This window comes from Streptomyces sp. NPDC005496 (assembly GCF_042872045.1).
GTDB lineage: Bacteria > Actinomycetota > Actinomycetes > Streptomycetales > Streptomycetaceae > Streptomyces.
On record NZ_JBIAJQ010000004.1, the window covers coordinates 772,622 to 794,683 of the forward strand.

At 72.6% G+C, this 22,062-nt stretch carries 19 protein-coding genes; 9 read left to right on the forward strand and 10 right to left on the reverse strand.

The annotated features are described in order from the left end of the window. Nucleotides 1–69: 69 nt before the first annotated feature. From ACFYQQ_RS15720 to pflB, 4 genes are all read right to left on the reverse strand, one after another. The gene (locus ACFYQQ_RS15720) at nucleotides 70–1,548 is read right to left on the reverse strand and encodes a sugar transferase (RefSeq protein ID WP_355786886.1); all 1,479 of its coding nucleotides are present in this window, start codon (nucleotides 1,546–1,548) and stop codon (nucleotides 70–72) included. 1,023 nt (nucleotides 1,549–2,571) lie between these two features. Beyond that, nucleotides 2,572–3,264: a response regulator transcription factor gene (locus ACFYQQ_RS15725; RefSeq protein ID WP_355786883.1), complete on the reverse strand. Its 693-nt coding sequence runs from the start codon at nucleotides 3,262–3,264 to the stop codon at nucleotides 2,572–2,574. Between the two features lie 189 nt (nucleotides 3,265–3,453). Further along, nucleotides 3,454–4,194, reverse strand: a complete 741-nt coding sequence (gene pflA, locus ACFYQQ_RS15730) for a pyruvate formate-lyase-activating protein (RefSeq protein ID WP_355786894.1) — start codon at nucleotides 4,192–4,194, stop codon at nucleotides 3,454–3,456. A 5-nt stretch (nucleotides 4,195–4,199) separates the two neighbouring features. Further along, nucleotides 4,200–6,458: a formate C-acetyltransferase gene (gene pflB, locus ACFYQQ_RS15735; RefSeq protein ID WP_388904774.1), complete on the reverse strand. Its 2,259-nt coding sequence runs from the start codon at nucleotides 6,456–6,458 to the stop codon at nucleotides 4,200–4,202. A 286-nt stretch (nucleotides 6,459–6,744) separates the two neighbouring features. Between pflB and ppdK the strand changes: the two genes are divergently transcribed. The 6 genes from ppdK (at nucleotide 6,745) to ACFYQQ_RS15765 (ending at nucleotide 13,537) form a co-directional block, all read left to right on the forward strand. Then, nucleotides 6,745–9,441: a pyruvate, phosphate dikinase gene (gene ppdK / locus ACFYQQ_RS15740; protein WP_355789852.1), complete on the forward strand. Its 2,697-nt coding sequence runs from the start codon at nucleotides 6,745–6,747 to the stop codon at nucleotides 9,439–9,441. A 92-nt stretch (nucleotides 9,442–9,533) separates the two neighbouring features. Continuing rightward, nucleotides 9,534–10,031, forward strand: a complete 498-nt coding sequence (locus ACFYQQ_RS15745; protein WP_356164581.1) for a helix-turn-helix domain-containing protein — start codon at nucleotides 9,534–9,536, stop codon at nucleotides 10,029–10,031. A gap of 116 nt (nucleotides 10,032–10,147) precedes the next feature. Continuing rightward, a complete protein-coding gene (locus ACFYQQ_RS15750) occupies nucleotides 10,148–10,681 on the forward strand; it encodes an SRPBCC family protein (protein WP_355790345.1) in 534 nt (177 codons plus the stop codon). Beyond that, entirely contained in the window at nucleotides 10,681–11,742 is a 1,062-nt protein-coding gene (locus ACFYQQ_RS15755) for an LLM class flavin-dependent oxidoreductase (protein ID WP_355790342.1), read from the forward strand. Before ACFYQQ_RS15750 ends, ACFYQQ_RS15755 begins: the two co-directional genes overlap by 1 nt. A gap of 133 nt (nucleotides 11,743–11,875) precedes the next feature. Continuing rightward, complete coding sequence (locus ACFYQQ_RS15760) at nucleotides 11,876–12,232, forward strand: DUF779 domain-containing protein (protein ID WP_355790339.1); 357 nt, start codon at nucleotides 11,876–11,878, stop codon at nucleotides 12,230–12,232. A 75-nt stretch (nucleotides 12,233–12,307) separates the two neighbouring features. Further along, on the forward strand, nucleotides 12,308–13,537 hold the full coding sequence (locus ACFYQQ_RS15765; RefSeq protein ID WP_356164584.1) for a phosphodiester glycosidase family protein: 1,230 nt from the start codon (nucleotides 12,308–12,310) through the stop codon (nucleotides 13,535–13,537). Nucleotides 13,538–13,539: 2 nt separating this feature from the next. Here the strand turns inward: ACFYQQ_RS15765 and ACFYQQ_RS15770 are convergent, their stop codons facing one another. The 6 genes from ACFYQQ_RS15770 to ACFYQQ_RS15795 form a co-directional block, all read right to left on the reverse strand. After that, nucleotides 13,540–13,734: a hypothetical protein gene (locus ACFYQQ_RS15770; protein WP_355790336.1), complete on the reverse strand. Its 195-nt coding sequence runs from the start codon at nucleotides 13,732–13,734 to the stop codon at nucleotides 13,540–13,542. A 104-nt stretch (nucleotides 13,735–13,838) separates the two neighbouring features. Then, nucleotides 13,839–14,702 carry a phosphatidylinositol-specific phospholipase C/glycerophosphodiester phosphodiesterase family protein gene (locus ACFYQQ_RS15775; protein ID WP_356164586.1) on the reverse strand — a complete coding sequence of 288 codons (864 nt, stop codon included), beginning with the start codon at nucleotides 14,700–14,702 and terminating at the stop codon, nucleotides 13,839–13,841. Between the two features lie 211 nt (nucleotides 14,703–14,913). Beyond that, the gene (locus tag ACFYQQ_RS15780) at nucleotides 14,914–16,002 is read right to left on the reverse strand and encodes an acyl-CoA dehydrogenase family protein (RefSeq protein WP_355794072.1); all 1,089 of its coding nucleotides are present in this window, start codon (nucleotides 16,000–16,002) and stop codon (nucleotides 14,914–14,916) included. Continuing rightward, entirely contained in the window at nucleotides 15,999–17,207 is a 1,209-nt protein-coding gene (locus tag ACFYQQ_RS15785; protein WP_388904775.1) for an acyl-CoA dehydrogenase family protein, read from the reverse strand. Before ACFYQQ_RS15785 ends, ACFYQQ_RS15780 begins: the two co-directional genes overlap by 4 nt. Continuing rightward, nucleotides 17,204–18,181, reverse strand: coding sequence for an NADPH:quinone oxidoreductase family protein (locus tag ACFYQQ_RS15790; protein ID WP_356164591.1), 978 nt, complete (start codon nucleotides 18,179–18,181; stop codon nucleotides 17,204–17,206). The genes ACFYQQ_RS15785 and ACFYQQ_RS15790 overlap by 4 nt, the downstream gene beginning before the upstream one ends. A gap of 86 nt (nucleotides 18,182–18,267) precedes the next feature. Beyond that, on the reverse strand, nucleotides 18,268–18,891 hold the full coding sequence (locus ACFYQQ_RS15795) for an XRE family transcriptional regulator (protein ID WP_355783731.1): 624 nt from the start codon (nucleotides 18,889–18,891) through the stop codon (nucleotides 18,268–18,270). A gap of 77 nt (nucleotides 18,892–18,968) precedes the next feature. On the opposite strand from ACFYQQ_RS15795, the gene ACFYQQ_RS15800 reads away from it, so the two are divergent. From ACFYQQ_RS15800 to ACFYQQ_RS15810, 3 genes are all read left to right on the forward strand, one after another. Further along, nucleotides 18,969–19,907: an NAD(P)/FAD-dependent oxidoreductase gene (locus ACFYQQ_RS15800; RefSeq protein WP_355783734.1), complete on the forward strand. Its 939-nt coding sequence runs from the start codon at nucleotides 18,969–18,971 to the stop codon at nucleotides 19,905–19,907. 84 nt (nucleotides 19,908–19,991) lie between these two features. After that, a complete protein-coding gene (locus ACFYQQ_RS15805) occupies nucleotides 19,992–21,530 on the forward strand; it encodes an ATP-dependent DNA ligase (RefSeq protein WP_355783738.1) in 1,539 nt (512 codons plus the stop codon). After that, entirely contained in the window at nucleotides 21,527–21,991 is a 465-nt protein-coding gene (locus tag ACFYQQ_RS15810) for an NUDIX domain-containing protein (protein WP_355783741.1), read from the forward strand. The genes ACFYQQ_RS15805 and ACFYQQ_RS15810 overlap by 4 nt, the downstream gene beginning before the upstream one ends. Nucleotides 21,992–22,062: the final 71 nt, after the last annotated feature.

Consider the following 22,062-nt stretch of genomic DNA (forward strand, 5'->3'; position numbering starts at 1 on the left):
CGTCCCTCCCCCTGGGCAGGCCCTTGTGGCCTGCGGTCCGCGCGCCTGCCGGACGACGGCTCCCGCGCATCAGTACGCCCCCTGTCCGTGGAGCACCGCACGCAGCGTCTTCCACAAGATCACCGTGTCGAGGGCGAGCGACCAGTCCTCCACGTACCGCAGGTCGAGGCGCACCGCCTCCTCCCACGGCAGGTCACTGCGTCCGCTGATCTGCCACAGGCCGGTGAGCCCGGGCTTGACCAGCAGCCGCCGCCGGATGTCCGGGCCGTAGGCGGCGGACTCCTCCGGCAGCGGAGGCCGGGGACCGACGAGCGACATCGATCCGGTGAGTACGTTGAACAGCTGCGGGAGTTCGTCGAGCGAGTACCGGCGCAGCACCGCTCCCACCCGGGTCACCCGCGGGTCCCGGCGGAGCTTGAACAGCAGGCCGGCGCCCTCGTTGAGGTCGGCCAGCTCTCCGCGTGCCCCGTGGGCGCCGGTGACCATGGTGCGGAACTTGAGGATGGTGAACTCGCGGCCGTCCTTGCCGACCCGGCGCTGCCGATAGAACGCCCCGCCTCGGCTGTCCAGCAGGACGAGCAGTCCGACGAGGACCATCAGCGGCGCGAACAGCACGATCAGGAACGCCGCGCCCAGCCGGTCGACGACCTCCTTGACCGCCCTTCGTCCGCCGGTGAAGGTCGGCATGCTGACCCGCAGCAGCGGGATCCCGAGCACCGCGTCGACGTGCAGCCGCGGTCCGGCCACCTCCATCAGCACCGGGGCGACGACCATGTCGGCGTCGCTGCCCTCCAGGTTCCAGGCCAGCCGCTGCAGCCGGTCCGGTGACCAGTGCGGGTCCGGTGTGACCGCGACGACGCGGTACCCGTCCCGCCGGACGTGGCCGGCGACTTCGGCCAGCCGGCCGACGATCGGCACTCCGTCCAGATGGTCGCCGTCGACCTCGAGGCCGTCCGTCGTGCACACCGCGTCCACGCGCCAGCCCAGGTGCGGGAATCTGCGGGTGCGGTCGATCAGGTCGCGCACGGTGGCGGGGCTTCCGGCGGCGAGCACCGGTCGCAGGCAGCGCCCCTCGTTGCGCTGCTTGTGCAGTCGCAGGCGGAGCACGTACCGCGCGGTCATGGTGACGAGGGCGATCGCGGGGATCGCGACGAAGATCCAGAGCTTGATGTTGCGTGAGGTGAGGGCTATCCCGCCGAGCGCGAGGACGACGGTGGCCGCGAACAGTGAACGTCCGAGGCGGCGGAACTCCTCGGCGCCCTGACCGAGGACGACCGGGGCCCACGCCCGGCTCACCGCGAGCGCTCCCAGCACCAGCAGTTCGGTGCCGAAGGCGAGGATGCCCCATTTCTCATGCCAGTTGGCCGCGTCGCGGGCACCGAAGAAGTTGCCGATCGCCGCCACCACCAGAGCGGTGGCCACGGTGTCGCTGGTGATGACGGTACGGCGGTAGCGCTGCTCCCAGTCGTTCGCGGGCTGGGTGATTGCCCCGTTCGTCAGACGCCCGTGCGTCGTCGGAAATGGGCCGACTAGTCCCCCCTGCGGCACAGAAACCCCCCGGTTCCCAGTTGTTCGACGTGCTCGCCCAACACTGTTACCTCCCCCCGGGAGGCCCCCGCCTCCCGAACTGTTCCTCCCCCGGGAGGCCCCCGCCTCCCGCACAGTTCCCACCTCGGGAGGCCCCCGCCTCCCGCGCTTCACATCCCGGTTACGTCAGTGCTGCATGAGCGATCCCCGTAGTGGGCAACGGACTTGAAGGCGTTGCGGACAGCCGAGGTGCCTTGAGAATTCGCAGACCACACGGGTGTCCCCCTCACCCGCCGGCCCCTTCCGGGGGCCGAGAATCTTCACCCACACATCCAGCGCCGGCTACACGACCGGCCGCCGTTTTCATGGCGCCGACCCATAGATCATTATTTGTCGCGTCGTGTCCCAGCATGCGAAGCACGGTCAATCTAGACCATCAGAACCCGCGTGCGGAGAGGGATGTGCGCAATTTGTACGCAACATTTGAAGCCGTTTCCACGAATCGGCCACCGCCCGCGAAGGCCTCGCCGGCACAAACACCTCCTGACCTGTGACGAAGGAGATCCAGACGGTCACCGCACCCCGACCGGAGCGCCCGGCGGACTGACCGAAAAGCGAACTCACCACAGGAGGTGGGGTGTTGGTGAGGCGGCGCCATGCGTAAGATCCGGAACGGCCGCCGCGTCCGGGCGGCCGCGTTCGACCTGCGCGTCCATGCCCGCACGCCGCGGAAGCGGTCCCGTGCGGCACCGGTTCGGATCGAATACCGGGCACGGGTACGGCTGTTCCGCGGAGCGGGTCGGTCAGCCGGTCGCCGTCGGGCGCCTTCGGGGGACCCTGGGCCCATGATGTCGTGGCGCACGGGATCGGACTGCGTCCGGGCGTCCCGTGGGACGCGGACAGCCGCCGCGAGCACCGGAAACGGGGCTTCCGCCGGTACGGGGACGCGGCTCGGGTCCAGAGGGAACCGGCAGCCGATCGTTCGGACCTTCGGGGCCGGGGCGGGAGAGGCCGGTGGGCCCCTCCGCGCCTCGCCGGACGGCCTCAGCGTCCCTGGTGGCGCAGTCGGTCCTGGGCCTGGGTGGCGATGACCGCCGCCTGGATGCGGCGCTCCACACCCAGCTTCGCCAGCAGCCGGGAGATGTGGTTCTTCACCGTCTTCTCGGCGAGGTACAGCCGCTGGCCGATCTGGCGGTTGGTCAGGCCCTCTCCGATCAGGGCCAGGATCTCCCGCTCCCGGTCGGTCAGCCCCGGAAGGGCGTCCGGCTCCTTCTCCTGCTGCTCGCCTCCCCGCAGCCTGGCCATGAGCCGGGCGGTGGCGCTCGGGTCGAGCAGCGACTGGCCACGGGCCACGGTCCGTACCGCGGAGACCAGGTCCGAGCCCTGGATCTGCTTCAGGACGTACCCGGAGGCACCGGCCATGATCGAGTCCAGCAGTGCCTCCTCGTCGTCGAACGAGGTCAGCATCAGGCACGCCAGGTCGGGCATGGTCGAGCGCAGCTCACGGCACACGGTCACGCCGTCCCCGTCGGGCAGGCGCACATCGAGGACGGCGACGTCCGGGCGCAGCGCGGGGACCCGTACCAGGGCCTGCTCGACCGTGGCCGCCTCGCCGACCACCGTGATGTCCGGCTCGTCGTCCAGCAGATCGTGCACGCCCCGCCGGACGACCTCGTGGTCGTCCAGGAGGAAGACCCGGATGGGGTCCCCGGTGCCGGCCCGCTCGCTGTCCACCATCAGTCACTCCTCGTGATGCCCTGTGCTGTCTCCAGGCCGATCCTTCCCTGTCGGCGGGCCGGAAGGCCAGGGCCACTGGTCCCTGGTTCCGGCCTCCGTGTCCGCATGTGCTCATTGTCGGACGCCGCGGGCGACCGCGCGCGGCCCGATGACGCCGCCGGGCCCCCTGAGGTCCTGGAGGCGGCCCGCTCAGTGGGCGGCGAGTCCGTGGGCGCGGAACACACCACGGACCCGGTCCACCAGCTCCGCGTCCGGGACGGGCGTCTCCCGCAGCGGGAACGGGAGACCGAGGGCGTCGTACTTGGCGGCGCCGAGCTTGTGGAAGGGGAGGATGTCGACCCGCTCGACGCTCGTGAGGCCCGCGAGGAAACCGGCGAGTCCCTCGACGGCCTCCGGATCGTCCGTCCAGCCGGGCACCAGGACGTACCTGATCCACACGCGCTTGCCGAGCCGGTCCAGCCGCGTGGCGAAGTTCAGGGTGGGCGCGAGTTCGCCGCCCGTCAGCTTGCGGTACGTCGTGACGTCGAAGGACTTGATGTCCAGCAGCACCAGATCGGTGTCGGCGAGGAGTTCGTCTTTGGCGCGGGCGCCGAGGAAACCGGAGGTGTCGAGCGCGGTGTGCAGTCCGGCCTCCTTGCAGCGGCGCAGGACGGCCCCCGTCAGGGCGGGCTGGAGCAGGGGCTCCCCGCCGGTGACGGTGACCCCGCCGCCCGCCGTGGTGATGAACGCCCGGTACTTCTCGATCTCGGCCATCACCTCGTCGACGGTGGCCTCCCGTCCGTCGCGCATGTGCCAGGTGTCCGGGTTGGCGCAGTACAGGCAGCGCAGCGGGCAGCCGCTGACGAAGAGGACGAACCGGGTCCCGGGACCGTCCACGCCGGTGGACAGGTCCCAGGAGTGGATCCGGCCGGTGGCCGGTCCCGCGGTCATGGCGTTCACAGCGATCCGTGGAAGGTGCGGCTGATGACGTCGAGCTGCTGTTCGCGGGTCAGCCGGACGAAGTTGACGGCGTAGCCCGAGACCCGGATGGTCAACTCCGGGTATTTGTCGGGGTGTTCCATGGCGTCCTCGAGGACGGACCGGTCCAGCACGTTCACGTTCATGTGGAAGCCGCCGGACGCCGTGTAGGCGTCGAGGATGCCGGCGAGGTGGCCGGCGCGCTCCTCCGGGACGTGCCCCAGCCCCTCCGGAGTGATCGTGGTGGTCAGCGAGATGCCGTCCCGGGCCTGCTCGTACGGCAGTTTCGCCACCGACAGCGCCGAGGCGGCCACCCCGTGCCGGTCGCGGCCGTTCATCGGGTTGGCCCCGGGCGCGAAGGGCATGCCGGCCCGCCGTCCGTCCGGTGTGTTGCCGGTGTGCTTGCCGTACACCACGTTGGAGGTGATGGTCAGCACCGACTGGGTTTGCTCGGCGTCCCGGTACGTGGGGTGCTCGCGCACCTTCGCCATGAAGGACTCCACCAGGCCGACGGCGAGGGCGTCGGCGCGGTCGTCGTTGTTGCCGTACGCGGGGAACTCGCCCTCGGTCGTGAAGTCGACGGCCAGTCCCGTGGCGTCCCGGATCACCCTGACCCGGGCGTGCTTCACGGCGGATAGGCTGTCGGCGGCGACGGAGAGCCCGGCGATGCCGCAGGCCATGAAGCGGTGGACCGGGTGGTCGTGCAGGGCCATCTCGACGCGCTCGTAGGCGTACTTGTCGTGCATGTAGTGGATGACGTCGAGCGCGTCCACGTACGTCCGCGCCAGCCAGTCGAGGACGCGGTCGTACGCGGCCGACAGTTCCTCGTAGTCGAGGTACTCGCCGGTCAGCGCCGGCATCTCCGGGGTGACCTGCTCGCCGGTCATCTCGTCCCGGCCTCCGTTGATCGCGTACAGGAGCGCCTTGGCGAGGTTGACTCGGGCCCCGAAGAACTGCATCTGCCTGCCCACCGCCATCGCCGAGACGCAGCAGGCGATCGCGGTGTCGTCGCCGGTGCGCGGGCGCAGCAGTTCGTCGGACTCGTACTGCACGGCGCTGGTGTCGATGGACACCTGGGCGCAGAACTCCTTGAAGGCGGGCGGGAGTCGCGGCGACCACAGCACCGTGAGGTTCGGCTCGGGTGCCGGGCCGAGGTTGTAGAGCGTCCGCAGGAAGCGGAAGGAGGTGCGGGTGACCAGCGGGCGGCCGTCCGCTCCGATGCCGCCGATGGACTCCGTCACCCACGTGGGGTCGCCGGAGAACAGGGCGTCGTACTCGGGGGTGCGCAGGAACCGCACGATCCGCAGCTTGATCACGAAGTCGTCGACGAGTTCCTGGGCGCGGGTCTCGTCGAGCGTGCCCTCGTCCAGGTCCCGCTGGAGGTAGACGTCCAGGAAGGTGGAGGTGCGGCCCAGCGACATCGCGGCGCCGTTCTGCTCCTTCACGGCGGCCAGGTAGCCGAGGTAAAGCCACTGGACGGCCTCGTGCGCGGTCGCCGCGGGCCGGGAGACGTCACAGCCGTAGGTCGCCGCCATCCGGGTCAGCTCACCCAACGCCCGTATCTGCTCCGCCAGTTCCTCACGGTCGCGGATGACGTGCTCGGTGGACGGCCGGGCGTCCAGCAGGGCGCGCTCGGCACGCTTGGCCTCGATCAGCCGGTCGGTGCCGTAGAGGGCGACGCGCCGGTAGTCGCCGATGATCCGGCCGCGTCCGTAGGCGTCGGGCAGCCCGGTGATGATGCCGACCCTGCGGGCGGTGCGCATCGCGGGCGTGTAGGCGTCGAAGACACCGTCGTTGTGGGTCTTGCGGTAGGTGCCGAACACCTTCGACACGAACGGGTCGGCCTCGTAGCCGTACGCCCTCAGCCCGTTCTCCACCATGCGCAGTCCGCCGTTGGGCATGATCGCCCGCTTCAGCGGGGCGTCGGTCTGCAGGCCGACGATCAGCTCGCGGTCGCGGTCGATGTAGCCGGGGGCGTGCGAGGTGATCGTGGACGGGGTGGCGGTGTCCACGTCGAGGACGCCCCTGCGCCGCTCCTCGGGGAAGAGGGCGCTTACCTTCTCCCAGACGGCGCGCGTACGGTCCGTGGGGCCGGCCAGGAAGGACGCGTCGCCCTCGTACGGCGTGTAATTGGCCTGGATGAAGTCGCGCACGTCGACGCCCTCACGCCACCCGGTCCCGGCGAACCGCCGCCAGGCGTCGGTGGTCCGGGGTCCGGCTGTCACCGTCGCGGTCATCACGGGTCCTCTCGTCGCACGGCCTTCTCCCTGTCGATGCTCGTCGTGCGGGGCGCCGGTGAGCAGTGCCGGACAGGGCACCGGGGCGGTCCGTCCGGCCTCGCGCCCCGGGACCTTCGGGCCCCGCGCGCTTACCCCTGGGGCGGCGCTCACGGCGGCTCCGGCACCCCCGCCGCGGTCACCGGGGCCGACCAGCCCCCGGGACGGGACCGCCGGCACCTCGCGGGAAACGCCCCGCGGTCGGACGCTGGAAGCAGCACGCCCGACAGCTGAGGAGCACAGCGTCATGGCTCGTTACGTGTACGACTTCACGGAGGGCAGCCGTGCCATGGCCGGGCTGCTCGGCGGCAAGGGATCCAATCTGGCGGAGATGACCCGCCTCGGACTGCCGGTGCCTCCCGGCTTCACCGTGACCACCGAGGCCTGCCGGGCCTTCCTGGACACCGGAGGTGAGCCTTCGGGCATGTGGGAGGAGATCTCTGAACACCTGTCCGCCGTCGAGGCCGCCGCGGGCCGGCTGCTCGGGCAGCCGGACGACCCGCTGCTGCTGTCCGTCCGCTCCGGAGCGCGGTTCTCCATGCCCGGCATGATGGAGACGATCCTCGACATCGGGCTGAACGACGAGTCCGTGCTCGGGCTGGCGAAGGTCTCCGGCAGCGACCGCTTCGCCTGGGACTCCTACCGGCGGCTCCTGCAGATGTTCGGCAGCACGGTCATGGGGGTCGAGCCCTCGCACTTCGAGCGGGCCATAGCGCTGCTCAAGGACCTGCGCGGCGCCCCGGACGACGTGCACCTGGACGCCGAGGACCTCGCCGGACTCGTGGAGACCTACAAGAACCTGATCCACCTGGAGACCGGCGAGTACTTCCCCCAGTCCCCCGCCGAGCAGCTGCGCCGGGCGGTCCTGGCCGTCTTCGAGTCCTGGAACGGGGAGCGCGCCCGCCTCTACCGGCGCCGCGAGCACATCCCCGACGACCTCGGCACCGCCGTCACCGTGCAGTGCATGGTCTTCGGCAACCTCGGCCCCGACTCCGGCAGCGGCGTCGCCTTCACCCGCGACCCGGCCACCGGCCGCCCCGGCCTGTACGGCGACTACCTGCCGAACGCCCAGGGCGAGGACGTCGTCGCCGGCATCCGCAACACGGTGCAGCTGGCCGACCTGGAACGCCTGGACCCGCGCTCCTACGACCGTCTGCGCACGCACATGCGCACCCTGGAGCGGCACTACCGCGACCTGTGCGACATCGAGTTCACCATCGAGCGCGGCACCCTGTGGATGCTCCAGACCCGGGTCGGCAAGCGGACCGCCGAAGCCGCCTTCGCCATCGCGGCGGAACTGGCCGACGAGGGGCTCATCAGCCCCGACGAGGGCCTCTCCCGGGTGAGCGGCGAGGGCCTGGCCCGGCTGATGTTCCCGCGCTTCGACGCCTCCGCGACCGGTGATCCGCTCGCGCACGGCATCCCGGCCTCGCCCGGTGCCGCGGTCGGCGTGGCGGTCTTCGACTCCGCCGAGGCCGTACGGCGCGCCGCGGCCGGCGAGCGGACCGTCCTCGTCCGGCACGAGACGACACCCGACGACCTGCCCGGCATGATCGCCGCCCAGGCGGTGCTGACCAGCCGCGGCGGCAAGACCAGTCACGCGGCGGTCGTGGCCCGCGGCATGGGCAAGGTCTGCGTGTGCGGCGCCGAGGAGCTCGCGGTGGACACCGAGGCGCGGCGCTTCACCGCCCCGGACGGCACCGTCGTCACGGAGGGCACGCTCATCTCGGTCGACGGCACGGCCGGGGCCGTGTACGCGGGGCCGGTCCCGCTGGTCGACTCGGCCGTCATGCGGCTGCTGGAGGCCGGTGACACCGACGAGGCGTCCGACGGGGTGGTCGAAGCGGTGGCCCGCGCGCTGGAGAGGGCCGACGCCGTCCGGCGGCTGGAGGTGCGCGCCAACGCCGACACCCCGGAGGACGCCGCCCGGGCCCGCCGGTTCGGGGCCCAGGGCATCGGCCTGTGCCGCACCGAGCACATGTTCCTCGGGGAGCGCCGCAAGCTGGTGGAGGAGATGATCCTGGCCGGTACGGACACCGGCCGGGACCGGGCTCTTGCGGCTCTGCTGCCGCTCCAGCGGGCGGACTTCGCGGGGATCCTGGAGGCGATGGACGGGCTGCCGGTCACGATTCGGCTGCTGGACCCGCCGCTGCACGAGTTCCTGCCCGACCGCACCGAGCTGGCCGTGCGTGTCGCGGCCGCCGAGGCCCGCGGCGGGCGGCCGGACGAGCACGACGCCGAACTGCTGGACGCCGTGAACCGCATGCACGAGGAGAACCCGATGCTGGGGCTGCGCGGAGTGCGCCTCGGCCTGGTGGTCCCCGGTCTGGTCGCGATGCAGGTCCGGGCGATCGGCGAGGCGGTCGTGGAACGCGTCCGGGCCGGCGGTTCCCCGAGGGCGGAGATCATGGTGCCGCTCGTCGGGGACGTGCGCGAACTGCGGATCGTGCGCGAGGAGGTGGGCCGCGTTCTCGCCGAGGTCTCCCGGACGTCGGGGGTCCCCGTGGACTGTCCCGTCGGGACGATGATCGAGCTGCCCCGGGCGGCGCTCACGGCGGGCCGGATCGCCGAGGAGGCGGAGTTCTTCTCCTTCGGCACCAACGACCTGACCCAGACCACCTGGGGCTTCTCCCGCGACGACGTCGAGGCGGCCTTCTTCTCCGCCTACCTCGACAAGGGGATCTTCCCCACCTCGCCGTTCGAGACCCTCGACCGGGACGGCGTGGGTCGGCTGGTCGGGATCGCCGTCGCCGAGGGCCGTGCCGCCCGCCCCGGTCTGAAGATCGGCGTGTGCGGGGAGCACGGCGGCGACCCCGACTCGGTGCACTTCTTCCATGCCGCGGGCCTCGACTACGTCTCCTGCTCGCCGTTCCGGGTCCCGGTCGCCCGCCTGGAGGCCGGACGCGCCGCGCTGGAGGGGGCGGACGACAGCGACAGCAGGTGAGAGGAGTCGGCCGACAGCCCACCCGGCATGTTTCCGCGCACCCCGTCTCACCTGCTGGGTCTCACCACGAGACGCACCGTATGCTGACGGACATGAGGCGGACTTCCTTTGCTCAGTGGCCCTGCTCGATCGCGCGGACCATGGATCTGCTCGGGGACTGGTGGACGCCCCTGGTGCTGCGTGAGGCGTTCTACGGAATCCGGCGCTTCGACGCGTTCCAGGAGTCGCTGGGGATCGCCCGCAACACCCTCACGGACCGGCTGCGGCGGCTGGTGGACGAGGGACTGATGGAGAAGCGCCCGTACCAGACCGAGCCGGTGCGCCACGACTACGTCCTCACCGAGAAGGGCCGCGACTTCTACGGCGTACTGCTCGTGATGAACCGGTGGGGGGACCGCTGGCTGGCCGAGGAGGCGGGTCCGCCGGTGGTCCTCCACCACGACACCTGCGGGCAGGACAGCCACGCCGAGGTGGTGTGCGCCGGCTGCGGCGAGCCGATGACGGCCGGCGACACGCACCCCCGGATGGGACCGGGCTACCCGCCGCACCTGGCCGAACGACCGGACGTGCGGGAGCGGTTCGCGGGCTGACGCGAGCGGCCCTCGCCTCGGCGCTCACCCTTGACAGGTGAGTCTATCTACGCAACTTTACTGGTCAGGCCCCTTTCTTCGCGGGGATCATCGGATGGACCGGAGGCGGCAACTCGATGGAGTGGACAGGCGCGCGCTACGCGGACGGGCCCACGGCCGAGGTGGAGACCTGGATCTGCGCCCCACCGGAGCACGTGTGGGGGCTGGTGTCCGACATCGAGCTGATGCCGCGCCTCAGTTCCGAGCTCCAGTCGGTGCACTGGCTGGGCGGCGCAGACGGACCCGCCCTCGGCGCCCGGTTCGTCGGGCACAGCAGGCACGAGGCGCTGGGCGAGTGGTCCACCACCTCGCAGATCGTCGAGTACGAGCCGCCGCGGGTGCTCGCCTGGGCGGTCGAGGACCCGGAACGCCCCACGGCCCTCTGGCGGTTCACGGCGGAGCCGCGTGACGGCGGCACCCTGCTCCGGCAATGGATGCGGATGGGACCGGGCCGTTCGGGACTCTCGCTCGCCATCGACCGCATGCCGGAGAAGGAACAGAAGATCGTCTTCGTGCGCATGCGGGAGTTCGAGGCCGCCATGGCCGGCACCGTCGCGGCCGTCAAGGAACTGGCCGAGAGGGCCGCCGACTCGGGGAAGGCGGACGCCTGATGCGTACGTCGACCACGATCGAGGCCTCCGGCGGCGACTGGCGGGAGACGGTCGCCTTCGTCACCGAGGCCGAGAAGCTGGGCCTGGACATCTGCTGGGTCGCCGAGGCCTGGGGCTCCGAGGCACCGTCACCGCTCGGCTATCTCGCCGCGAGGACCGACCGCATGCTGCTGGGTTCCGGCATCATCCAGCTCGGCACCCGCACCCCGGTGGCCATCGCCCGCGCCGCGATCACGCTGTCGCGGATCTCCGAGGGGCGCTTCCTCCTCGGCCTCGGCCCCTCCGGACCGCAGGTGATCGAGGGACTGCACGGTGTGCCCTTCGCCCGGCCGCTCGCACGGATGCGGGAGACCGTCGAGATCGTGCGGCAGGCCGCCACCGGCGAGAAGATCGCCTACTCCGGGCGGGAGTTCGAGATCCCGCTGCCGGGCGGGGAGGCGAAACCGATGCGCCTGTCCATGCGCGCCGAGCACGACATCCCCGTGTACCTGGCGACCCTCTCCCCGAAGATGCTGGAGCTGACCGGTGAGATCGCCGACGGCTGGCTCGGGACGAGCTTCGTCCCCGAGGGGGCCGGCGCGGCGTACTTCGCCCACCTGGACCGGGGGCTGGCCGCCGCCGGACGGACGCGGGCCGACCTGGACGTCTGCCAGGGTGCCGAGGTCGCCTTCGCCGACGACGAGGACGCCCTGCGCGCCATGGTCGCCGGGCGGAAGAAGGAGCTGGCGTTCAGCCTCGGCGGCATGGGCTCCGCGTCCACGAACTTCTACAACAAGGCCTACAGCCGCCAGGGTTGGGCCGAGGTCGCGGCAGAGGTCCGTACGCGCTGGCAGGCCGGGGACCGGGACGGCGCCGCCGCGCTGGTGACGGACGAGATGGTGCTGGCGACCACCCTGATCGGCACCGAGGACATGGTCCGTGACCGGCTCCGCGTCTGGCGCGACACCGGCGTGGACACCGTCCGCCTCTACCCGGCCGGGGACACCCTCGACGCCCGCCTGACCACCCTGGGCCGGGCGGTCGAGCTGGTCCGCGGCATCGAGGCCGAGACGGCCCCGTAGCGTCCGTGAGGCCGCCGGACCGCGCGTGCCGGCACCTCGCAACGTCCGTGCAACGTCGCGGGGTGTCGGCTGAGCACAGCCACGGGACGGGACCGCGTCGCGCCCCGACACTCCGAGGACGGGAGCCACCGCTGTGGACACCACCGCGCGCGTCGAACTGACCCCGGCCGCCGCCGAACTGCTGGGCCGGCTGCGCGAGCTGCACGGCCCGCTGATGTTCCACCAGTCCGGCGGCTGCTGCGACGGCAGCGCACCGATGTGCTACCCGGCCGGCGAGTTCCGCACCGGCGGTTCCGACATCCTGCTCGCCGAACTGGAGGCGGACGGGGTCGCGGAGCCGGTGCCGTTCTGGATGTCCCGGAGCCAGTACGAGGTCTGGCGGCACACCCGGCTGATCGTCGACGTCGTGCCTGGACGGGGCAGCGGCTTCTCGCTGGAGGCACCCGAAGGAGTGCGTTTTCTGATCCGTTCCCGCGTCGTCGGCACGTAGCCACCGGCGCGGCCACCGCCGTCTGGTGCACTCCCCCTGAGTCCTGGGACAGTTGACGAGACATCAGGGGGGACTGTGACGCCTCGCACCGCACGGTTCAGAACGGTACTGACGGCACTCGCGGCCTGGAGCGCGCTGGCCGGAGCGGCCTTGGCGGGCGCGTCTCCGGTGAACGCCGTGGAGGACGGCACCCGGATCGCTCCCGGCGTGCTCTACAAGGAGTTCGACCTGCGGGCGGCGAAGGGCGTGACCCACGTCCACCTGCTGACCGTCGACCTGCGCGACTCCCGTACCGGCGTCGGCCTGCTGTATCCCGGTGTCGTGGCTTCCCGGGAGCCCGTCTCGCGCCTCGCGGACGCGCGCGGCGCCGTCGCGGGCGTGAACGGCGACTTCTTCAACATCACCGAGACCCAGCACCCCGGGATCGAGGCGACCGGGGCGCCCGTCGGACCGGCGATCGAGAGCGGGCACGCGCTCAAGGCGGCGGTCCCGGACGGACAGCGGTTCGGGCCCGCCCTGCCGCCGGGCACCACCACGAAGGACGTGCTCGGCGTGGGAACCGACGGCAGGGCCCGGCTGGACAGCCTGGCGCTCGACGGTTCCGTGCACACGCCGGACGGCCGGTTCGCCCTCGGCGGGCTCAACCAGTACGCCCTGCCCCAGGATTCGGTCGGCGCGTTCACCTCGGACTGGGGCGGTGTCTCACGTGCCCGCGCCGTGTGCGGGACGGACACCGACCGGGCCGCGCCCTGCAGTTCGGACACCTACGAGGTGACGGTCAGAGGCGGCCGGGTCGTCTCGGCCTCGGACATTCCCGGCTCGGGTCCCGTCGCGGCGGACACCACCGTCCTGGTCGGGCGGGAGGCGGGCGCCCAGCGGCTGCGCAAGCTGTCGGCGGGCGAGACCGTGCGGGTGCGGCACCGGCTGGTGGCGGCCCGTTCCCGGGTCGCGTACCGCTTCGCGCTCGGCGGCTACCCGGTCCTCCACGGCGGCGAGCCGCTGCCCGGCCTGGACGACACGACGTCGGCCGTACGGACCGCGGCCGGCATCGCGGACGGCGGCCGCCGCCTCCTCCTGCTCGCCGTCGACGGGGCACCCGCCTACCGCAGCGGACTGACGATCGCCGAAGTGGCGGACACGCTGCGGTCGTTGGGTTCCGAGGACGCCTTCAGTCTGGACGGCGGCGGCTCCACCACGCTGGTGGCCCGGGAGCCCGGAGCCGCCGCCGTCACCGTGCGCAACCACCCCAGCGGTGGGGCGGAACGTCCGGTGCCCAACGGCATCGGGGTCTTCTCACGGTCCTGACGTCAGGGGTTCAGGCTGCTCACGATGTCCGCCGTGGCCGTGAGTCCCTCGCTGATGGTCGGCGCCATGCTCGTGCTCGCCAGGTAGAAGCCGAGCAGGACGCAGACCACCGCGTGCGAGAGCTTCAGTGCGCCGTTGCGCACGAAGACCACCGCCAGGATCATCAGCAGGACCACCACAGAGATGGAAATGGCCATCGTCAACCTCCTCCGCCACGTCCACACCGCGGCATTCGGCCGCAAGTGTCGCGTAGCGGAGGGTTCTTCCGGGCTGCTGACGTGTCCTCCGAACGTGTGGAGTTCTACGGCCTGTCGTGTGCGTCGAGAAACGCCTCGAGACCGGCCAGGTCATCGGTGTTGAGGTGGTCGACGCCGGCGGCGAGCAGTTCGCCCCAGACGGCGTCGCGTGCCGGACCGGCCAGGTCGGGGGTGGCCCAGAACCGCACCCGCTGGCCGCGCGCGTGCGCCGAAGCGACGATGCCGCGCAGCTTGCGCCGCTCCGCCTCGGGGAACTGCCCGACGCCCAGCCAGGTGAAGTTGAGCGTCCAGTTGTCGCTGATCAGCGGGACGAAGGAGGCGGGTGCCGCGGTGCCGAGGTCGGCGAGGCGGCCGTCGTAGAAGGCGCGGCGCTCGCTCTGCGCCTCCATCGGGACGCGGGCCGCCCGGTCGCCGGAGATCACGGCGGTCACCGCTCCCGGGTGCACCCTGCCGTGCGCGTAGCTGGTGAACAGGTGCTTGTGGCGCCGCAGACGGCGGTCGAGTTCGAGGTACGTCGACGCGCCCTCGGTCTTGATGTCGATGAGCAGTTGCAGGGGCCTGCGGTGTCCGCGGTACACGGAGCCGTGGTTGGCCTTGACGCGTGCGGCGAGGGGGTCCAGGTAGAGGGCTTCGAGGGTGCGGGCGGGGTCGAGGTCGACCGGGTCGTGGGCGACGAGGAGTTGGCCGTCCACGAGGTAGATGTCGGCCTCGACGCTGCCGAAGCGGTGGTCGAGGGCGTCCAGGAGGGGCCGCGGGTGCTCGTAGTCGTTGTGCGCGTGGGCCCGCCACAGGGGACGCGGGCGGTGGCCTCGCTCGCTGGCCCCGGCGTACGCGGAGGGCAGCGCCACGGAGCCTGCGAGGGCGGCACCGAGAGTGGTGAGGGCTCTGCGACGGGTGGTGAGGGCCATGCTGTCTCCCTGGGTGTGCCGTACCGGACAGGTGGGGGCACCGCCCGTCCGGGCGAGATCGGGTCGGGGAGAGTATGCGGTCCGCGCGGCCCCAAGGAGCAGTGGCGTGCGCGGAGTTGGCCGGACTGCCGTCCCGGGTTCACTTCACCGGCGGCGCACGCGAGAGGCCCGCCCCCGGAGGGACGGGCCTTGGGCGGGAGCGGTTCGGGCGTCAGGGTGCCCGCAGGTCGACCAGTGCGGCCAGTTCCTCCCGCTGCCTGCCCGCCGTGCCGTACGCGAGCGAGTCGGCCTTCGCGCGCTTCAGGTACAGGTGGACCGGGTGTTCCCAGGTCATGCCGATACCGCCGTGCAGCTGGAGGGCCTCCTCGGCGGCGTGCACGGCTACGGGGGCCGCGTACGCCTGGGCGAGGGCCGCTGCGACGTCGGTGTCCTCGCTGCCGGTGGCGAGCGCGTCGGCGGCGTTGCGGGCTGCGGCGCGGAGGTTGACGACTTCCAGCCACACCTTCGCGAGGCGGTGCTTGAGCGCCTGGAAGCCTCCGACGGGCCGGTTGAACTGCTTGCGGTCCTTCAGGTAGCGGACCGTCTCGGTCAGGCACCAGTCGGCGAGGCCGAGTTGCTCGGAGGCGAGCAGGCCGGCACCGGACCGCAGGGCTCGGCGGATCACGGGCGCGGCGTCGGGACTCAGGAGGCGCGCCGGGGTCCCGTCGAGGACGACCGTGGCCAGGGGCCGGGTGAGGTCCAGGGAGACCTGCGGCGTGAGGGTGACGGCGTCCGCGTCGACGGCGTACAGGGCGCCGTCCTCGGCGGGGACGAGTAGGACGTCGGCGGCCACCGCGTCGGCGATGCCGGTCAACTCCCCGTGCAGCGCGCCGTCTTCGTACCGTACGGACTTGGGGGTGCCGCCCGGCGCGGTGGACAGGGCGACCGCGAGCACGCCGACGGTCCGGCCGGAGGCCAGCGCGGTCAGCAGGGTGTCGGCCTCGTCGCCCTCGCAGGCCAGCAGTGCCTCCGTCGCGACGACCGCGCTGGTCAGGTAGGGCACGGGCGCGACCGCGCGGCCCAACTCCTCCAGCACCACGGCGGCTTCGCGGTGGGTGGCGCCCTGACCGCCGCGCGCCTCGGGCACGAGGAGCCCGGCGAGGCCCATGCCCTCGGCGAGCGCCTTCCACAGGGCGCGGTCGTGCGGGGCGTCGGTCTCGGTGCGGGTGATGACGCCGGCCGCGTCGCAGTGGTCGGCGAGGAGGTCGCGGACGGCGGCGCGCAGCGCCTCTTCCTCCTCCGAGTACAGCAGATCGGTCATCGGGCCAGGTCCTTCCAGGCGACGTCCTTGTCGGTGCGCGGCTCGGAGGGCAGGCCCAGCACGCGTTCGGCGACGATGTTCAGCAGGACCTCGGTGGTCCCGCCCTCGATGCTGTTGCCCTTGGAGCGGAGGTAGCGGTAGCCCGCGTCGCGGCCGGTGAAGTCGACCTTGTCGGGCCGGCGCATCGTCCAGTCGTCGTACAACAGGCCCTCCTCGCCGAGGAGTTCGATCTCCAGGCCGCTGATCTCCTGGTTGAGACGCGCGAATCCCAGCTTCATGGCGGAGCCCTCGTGGCCGGGCTGGCCGGCGACGAGCTGCTGGCGCAGCCGCTCGCCGGAGAGCCGGGCGACCTCGGCCTCGACCCAGAGGGTCAGCAGCCGCTGGTGCAGGTCGTGGGTGCGCAGTTCGGGGCGCTCGCGCCAGGTCTTGGCGACCGGGCCGATCATGCCGCCCTCGCGGGGGATGCGCATGCCGCCGATGGACACGCGCTCGTTCATGAGGGTGGTCTGGGCGACCCGCCAGCCGTCCCCCACGTCACCGAGCCGGTGGGCGTCGGGGATGCGCACGTCGGTGAGGAAGACCTCGTTGAACTCCGCCTCGCCGGTGATCTGGCGCAGCGGGCGCACGTCGACGCCGGGGTCGGTCATGTCGCAGACGAAATAGGTGATCCCGCGGTGCTTGGGCGCGTCGGGGTCGGTGCGGGCGATGAGGATGGCCCAGCGGGCGACGTGGGCGCTGGACGTCCAGACCTTCTGCCCGTTGACCACCCAGCCGTCGCCCTCGCGGACGGCGCGGGTGCCGAGCGCGGCGAGGTCGGAGCCGGCGCCGGGCTCGCTGAAGAGCTGGCACCAGACCTCCTCGCCGGTCCACAGGGGGCGCAGGAAGCGCCGCTTCTGCTCGTCCGTGCCGTAGCCGAGGATCGTCGGCGCGGCCATGCCGAGGCCGATGCCGATGCGCCGCGGGTCGTTGTCGGGGGCGCCCGCGGCCTCCAGTTCGGCGTCCACGACGGCCTGGAGGGCGCGCGGTGCGCCGAGGCCGCCGAGGCCCTCGGGGAAGTGGACCCAGGCGAGGCCGGCGTCGAAGCGGGCCCTGAGGAAGTCGAGGCGGTCCGTCGTCGCGGGCGGGTGCGCGGCCAGCAGCTCCCGGGTGCGCTCGCGCAGTGCGGCGGCGTCGAGGGCGCCGCCCGCTCGTGTGGCGTCGGTCATGCGTCTGCTCCGTTCTCCGGGGAGGGGACCACGGCCACGCGTCCGGTCGTGGTGCCGTCGGCGACGCGCTGCACGGCCGCGGCGGCACCGCTCAGCGGCACGCGCTCGCTGATCAGCGGCTTGATCGCGCCGCGTGCGGCGAGGTCGGTGAGCTGCTCGTGGCAGTGCTGGACGAGCTTCGGGTTCTTGGTGTTGTAGAGGCCCCAGTGCAGGCCGAGGATCGCGTAGTTCTTCACGAGCGCGTGGTTCAGGCCGGGGCTGGGGATGGACCCGCTCGCGAAGCCGACGACGACGATCCGGCCCTCGAAGGCGACGACCTTCGTGGACTGCGTGTACGCCTCGCCGCCGACGGGGTCGTAGATCACGTCGGCGCCGCGTCCGCCGGTGGCCTCCTTGACGGCGGCGATGACGTCCTCGGCGCGCCGGTCGACGACGACGTCGCAGCCGAGGTCGCGGGCGACGGCCGCCTTGTCGGCGCCGCCGACCACGCCGATGACGGTGGCGCCGGCGGCCTTGCCGAGCTGCACCGCCGCGCTGCCGACCCCTCCGGCGGCAGCGTGGACGAGCAGCGTCTCCCCCGCTTCCAGGCGGGCGCGCCGGTGCAGACCGAACCAGCCCGTCTGGTAGCCGATGTGCAGGGCGGCGGCCTCGGCGTCGTCGAGGGCCTCGGGCGCGGGCAGGACGGCGGCGGCGTCCGCGACGGCGTACTCGGCGAAGCCCCCGTAGGGCAGCGCGGGGTTGGCGAGGACGCGGCGCCCGTCCTCGGTCTCGCCGCAGATCTCGACGCCGGGCGTGAACGGCAGCGGCGGCCTGACCTGGTACTGCCCCCGGCACATCAGGGCGTCCGGGAAGTTGATGTTCGCGGCGCGCACCTTGAGCAGGAGCTGCCCCTGGCCGGGCACCGGCCGCTCCACGTCCGCGAGCCGCATCACCTCGCTCGGCTCGCCGTTCTGGTGCACTTGCCATGCCTGCATGCGGGGCCTCCACGGGACTGCTTCGTCTGACCGGGCTCGTCCGCATACTAAGCGGTCGCTTGCCGATCAGGGAACAGTCGCGTGCGTCACGGCGCGGCAGGCCTGGTGGGCCGCGCCCTGACGTGCATCCGCTCTCCCTGGGGCCCGAAGAGGCTCAGGAACTCGACCGGCCCCTCCCCCGTCGACCCGAACCAGTGCGGGACCCGGGTGTCGAACTCGGCCGCCTCGCCGGGGCCGAGCACCACGTCGTGCTCGCCGAGCACCAGCCGGAGCCTGCCCGAGAGCACGTACAGCCACTCGTAGCCCTCGTGGGTGCGCGGGTCGGGCTCCTGGCGGCGGACGGGTTCGAGGACCTTGAACGCCTGGAGCCCGCCGGGCTGGCGGGTGAGCGGCCAGTGGGTGCGGCCGTGGCGCTGGATCGGCTTGGCCCGTACGCGCGGGTCGTCGACCGGCGGCGCGCCCACCAGTTCGTCCAGCGCCACCTTGTGGGCCCGGGCGATCGGCAGCAGCAGCTCCAGGCTGGGTTTGCGCAGCCCGGACTCCAGGCGCGACAACGTACTCACGGAGATGCCGGTGGCCTCGGACAGCCCGGCGAGCGTGGCACCGCGCTCCTTGCGGATGCGCCGCAGCCGGGGCCCGACCCCAGCGAGGACGGCGTCCGCCTCCGCCGCGTCGTCCCGCGTCCCGCCCGTTCCCTCGTCGTCGTTCATGACCGTATTGCAGGTTCGGCAAAGCCATTTGTCAAGACGGCAGGTGCGGGGCGACTGTCTGGGTGGAGGTGGTCACCATGACCGAGAGGTACGAAGCAGTCGTCGTCGGCGGCGGCACGGCCGGACTGTCGGCGGCGCTGGTGCTCGGACGGGCCCGGCGCCGCACACTCGTCGTCGACGCCGGCGAACCGCGCAACGCGCCCGCCGCGCACATGCAGGGCTATCTGTCGCGCGACGGCATGCCGCCCGCCGAGTTCCTCGCCGAGGGACGGCGGGAGATCGCGCGGTACGGCGTGGAGCTGGTCCGGGACCGCGCCGTGGACGTCGCCCGGGACGGGACGGGTGAGTTCGACGTGACGCTCGCGAGCGGGCGCACGGCGCACGCGCGGCGGCTGGTCGTCGCCACCGGCCTGGTGGACGAGCTGCCGAAGGTGCCGGGCGTCGCCGAACGCTGGGGGCGCGACGTGCTGCACTGCCCTTACTGCCACGGCTGGGAGGTCCGCGACGAGTCCTTCGGCGTGCTCGCGGCCGGCCCGATGAGCGTCCACCAGGCGCTGATGGTCAGCCACTGGTCGAAGGACGTGCGGCTGTTCCTGCACACGGTGGACGAGGACACGCTCGCGGACGACGACCTGCGCCGGCTGGCCGCCGCCGGGGTCGAGGTCGTGCCGGGCGAGGTCGCCGGGCTCGTGGTCGACGGGGACCGGCTCACCGGGGTCCGCCTCGCCGACGGCTCGGTCCACGACCGCACCGTGGTCTTCGTCGGGGCCCCCATGTCCCCGCGCACCGAACTCCTGGAGCGGCTGGGTGCCGAGCACCACGAGACGGCGTTCGGCACCTACCCGGTGGTGGACGAGACGGGCCGCACGACCGTGCCCGGCGTCTGGGCGGCGGGCAACGCGACCAGCCACGCCGAGCAGGTCGTCAACGCGGCGGGCGCCGGCTACCGGGCGGCGGTCGCGCTCAACGGCGACCTGCTGTTCGCGGACCTCGACGCGGCGGTCGCCGGCGGCTGAGCACCTCGGCCGGCCGGTGTCCGGGCGGCGCGCGGGAGGCCCCCTGGGGGTGTGCGCGGGGCGGCTCCGTTGCACCATGGCTGCATGCTGCTGAGCCGGCTCGCCCACGTGTCCCAGGAGGTCGCCGCCACCTCGGCGCGCACCCGGAAGATCGCTCTGCTCGCCGAGCTGTTCCGCGAAGCCGACGCCGAGGACGTGCCGGTCGTCATCCCCTATCTGGCGGGCCGGCTGCCGCAGGGGCGGCTCGGCGTCGGCTGGAAGCTCCTCGGCACGCCGGTCCCGCCCGCCGCCGAGGCCACGCTGACCGTGCGCGACGTGGACGCCCGTCTGACCCGGCTCGGCGCGGTCACCGGCACCGGCTCCCAGGCCGAGCGCAAGCGGCTGATGGGTGATCTGCTGGCGGCGGCCACGGAGGCGGAGCAGCGGTTCCTGTTCGGGCTGCTGACCGGCGAGGTGCGCCAGGGCGCCCTGGACGCCGTGGCCGTGGAGGGGCTCGCCCTGGCGACCGGGGCGCCCTCCGCGGACGTACGGCGGGCCGTGATGCTCGCGGGGTCGCTGCAGACGGTGGCGCAGGCACTGCTCGGCGAGGGGCCCGGCGCCCTGGAGGCCTTCCGCCTCACCGTGGGCCTGCCGGTCCTGCCGATGCTGGCGCACTCGGCGGGCTCCGTCACCGAGGCCGTCGGCAAGCTGGGCCCGTGCGCCGTCGAGGAGAAGCTCGACGGCATCCGGGTGCAGGTGCACCGCGACGGCGACGAGGTCCGGGTCTACACGCGCACGCTGGACGACATCACCGACCGGCTGCCCGAGCTCACCTCCTCGGCGCTGGAGCTGCGGGGCGAGCGCTTCATCCTGGACGGCGAGGTCATCGCCCTGGACGAGAACGGCCGGCCGCGCTCCTTCCAGGAGATCGCGGGACGGGTCGGCTCACGGGTGGACGTGGCCACGGCCGCCGCGGCGGTGCCCGTCTCCCCCGTCTTCTTCGACGCGCTGTCCGTCGACGGGCAGGACCTGCTGGACCTGCCGTTCACCGAGCGGCACGCCGAGCTGGCGCGGCTGGTGCCCGAACCCATGCGGGTCCGGCGCGCCCTCGTGTCCGGTCCCGACGAGGCCGGCACCGCCGAGGAGTTCCTCGCGGACACGCTCGCCCGCGGTCACGAGGGCGTGGTGGCCAAGGCGCTGGACGCCCCCTACAGCGCGGGCCGGCGCGGCGCCGCCTGGCTGAAGGTCAAGCCCGTGCACACCCTCGACCTCGTGGTGCTGGCCGCCGAGTGGGGCCACGGGCGCCGCACGGGCAAGCTCTCCAACCTGCATCTGGGGGCCCGCGCCGACGACGGGACCTTCGTGATGCTGGGCAAGACGTTCAAGGGCATGACGGACGCGATGCTCGCCTGGCAGACGGAGCGGCTCCAGGAGCTGGCCCTCGACGACGACGGCCACGTGGTGCGCGTACGGCCCGGACTCGTCGTCGAGATCGCCTACGACGGTCTCCAGCGCTCCACCCGTTACCCGGCCGGCGTCACCCTGCGCTTCGCCCGCGTGCTGCGCTACCGCGAGGACAAGACGCCGGCCGAGGCCGACACCGTGGACACCCTGCTCGCGGCCCACCCGGAGGTGACGAGGTGACCGCCAAGCGCAGTGCGGGACTCCTGCTGTACCGGCGCACCGCGGCCGGGATCGAGGTGCTCCTCGGCCACATGGGCGGCCCGTTCTTCGCGCGGCGCGACGCCGGGGCGTGGACGGTGCCGAAGGGCGAGTACGAGCCGGACGAGCCGTCCTGGGACGCGGCGCGCCGCGAGTTCCAGGAGGAGCTGGGGCTGCCGCCGCCCGACGGCGAGGCGACACCGCTCGGTGAGGTGCGCCAGTCCAACGGCAAGATCGTCACGGCCTGGGCCATGGAGGCGGACCTCGACCCGGCCGACATGGTCCCCGGCACCTTCGAGATGGAGTGGCCCCCGAAGTCGGGGCGTCTCCAGGAGTTCCCGGAGCTGGACCGGGTGGAGTGGTGCGGCCTGGAGCGGGCCCGGGCGGTGATCGTGCCGGCGCAGTCGGCGTTTCTCGACCGTCTCGTGGAGCACTCGGACTGAGAGCCGGCGTCCGCACGACGGCACCGGCTCCGCAAGGAGCCCTCCGCGTTGCGCCCTGTCACGCCGCGCGG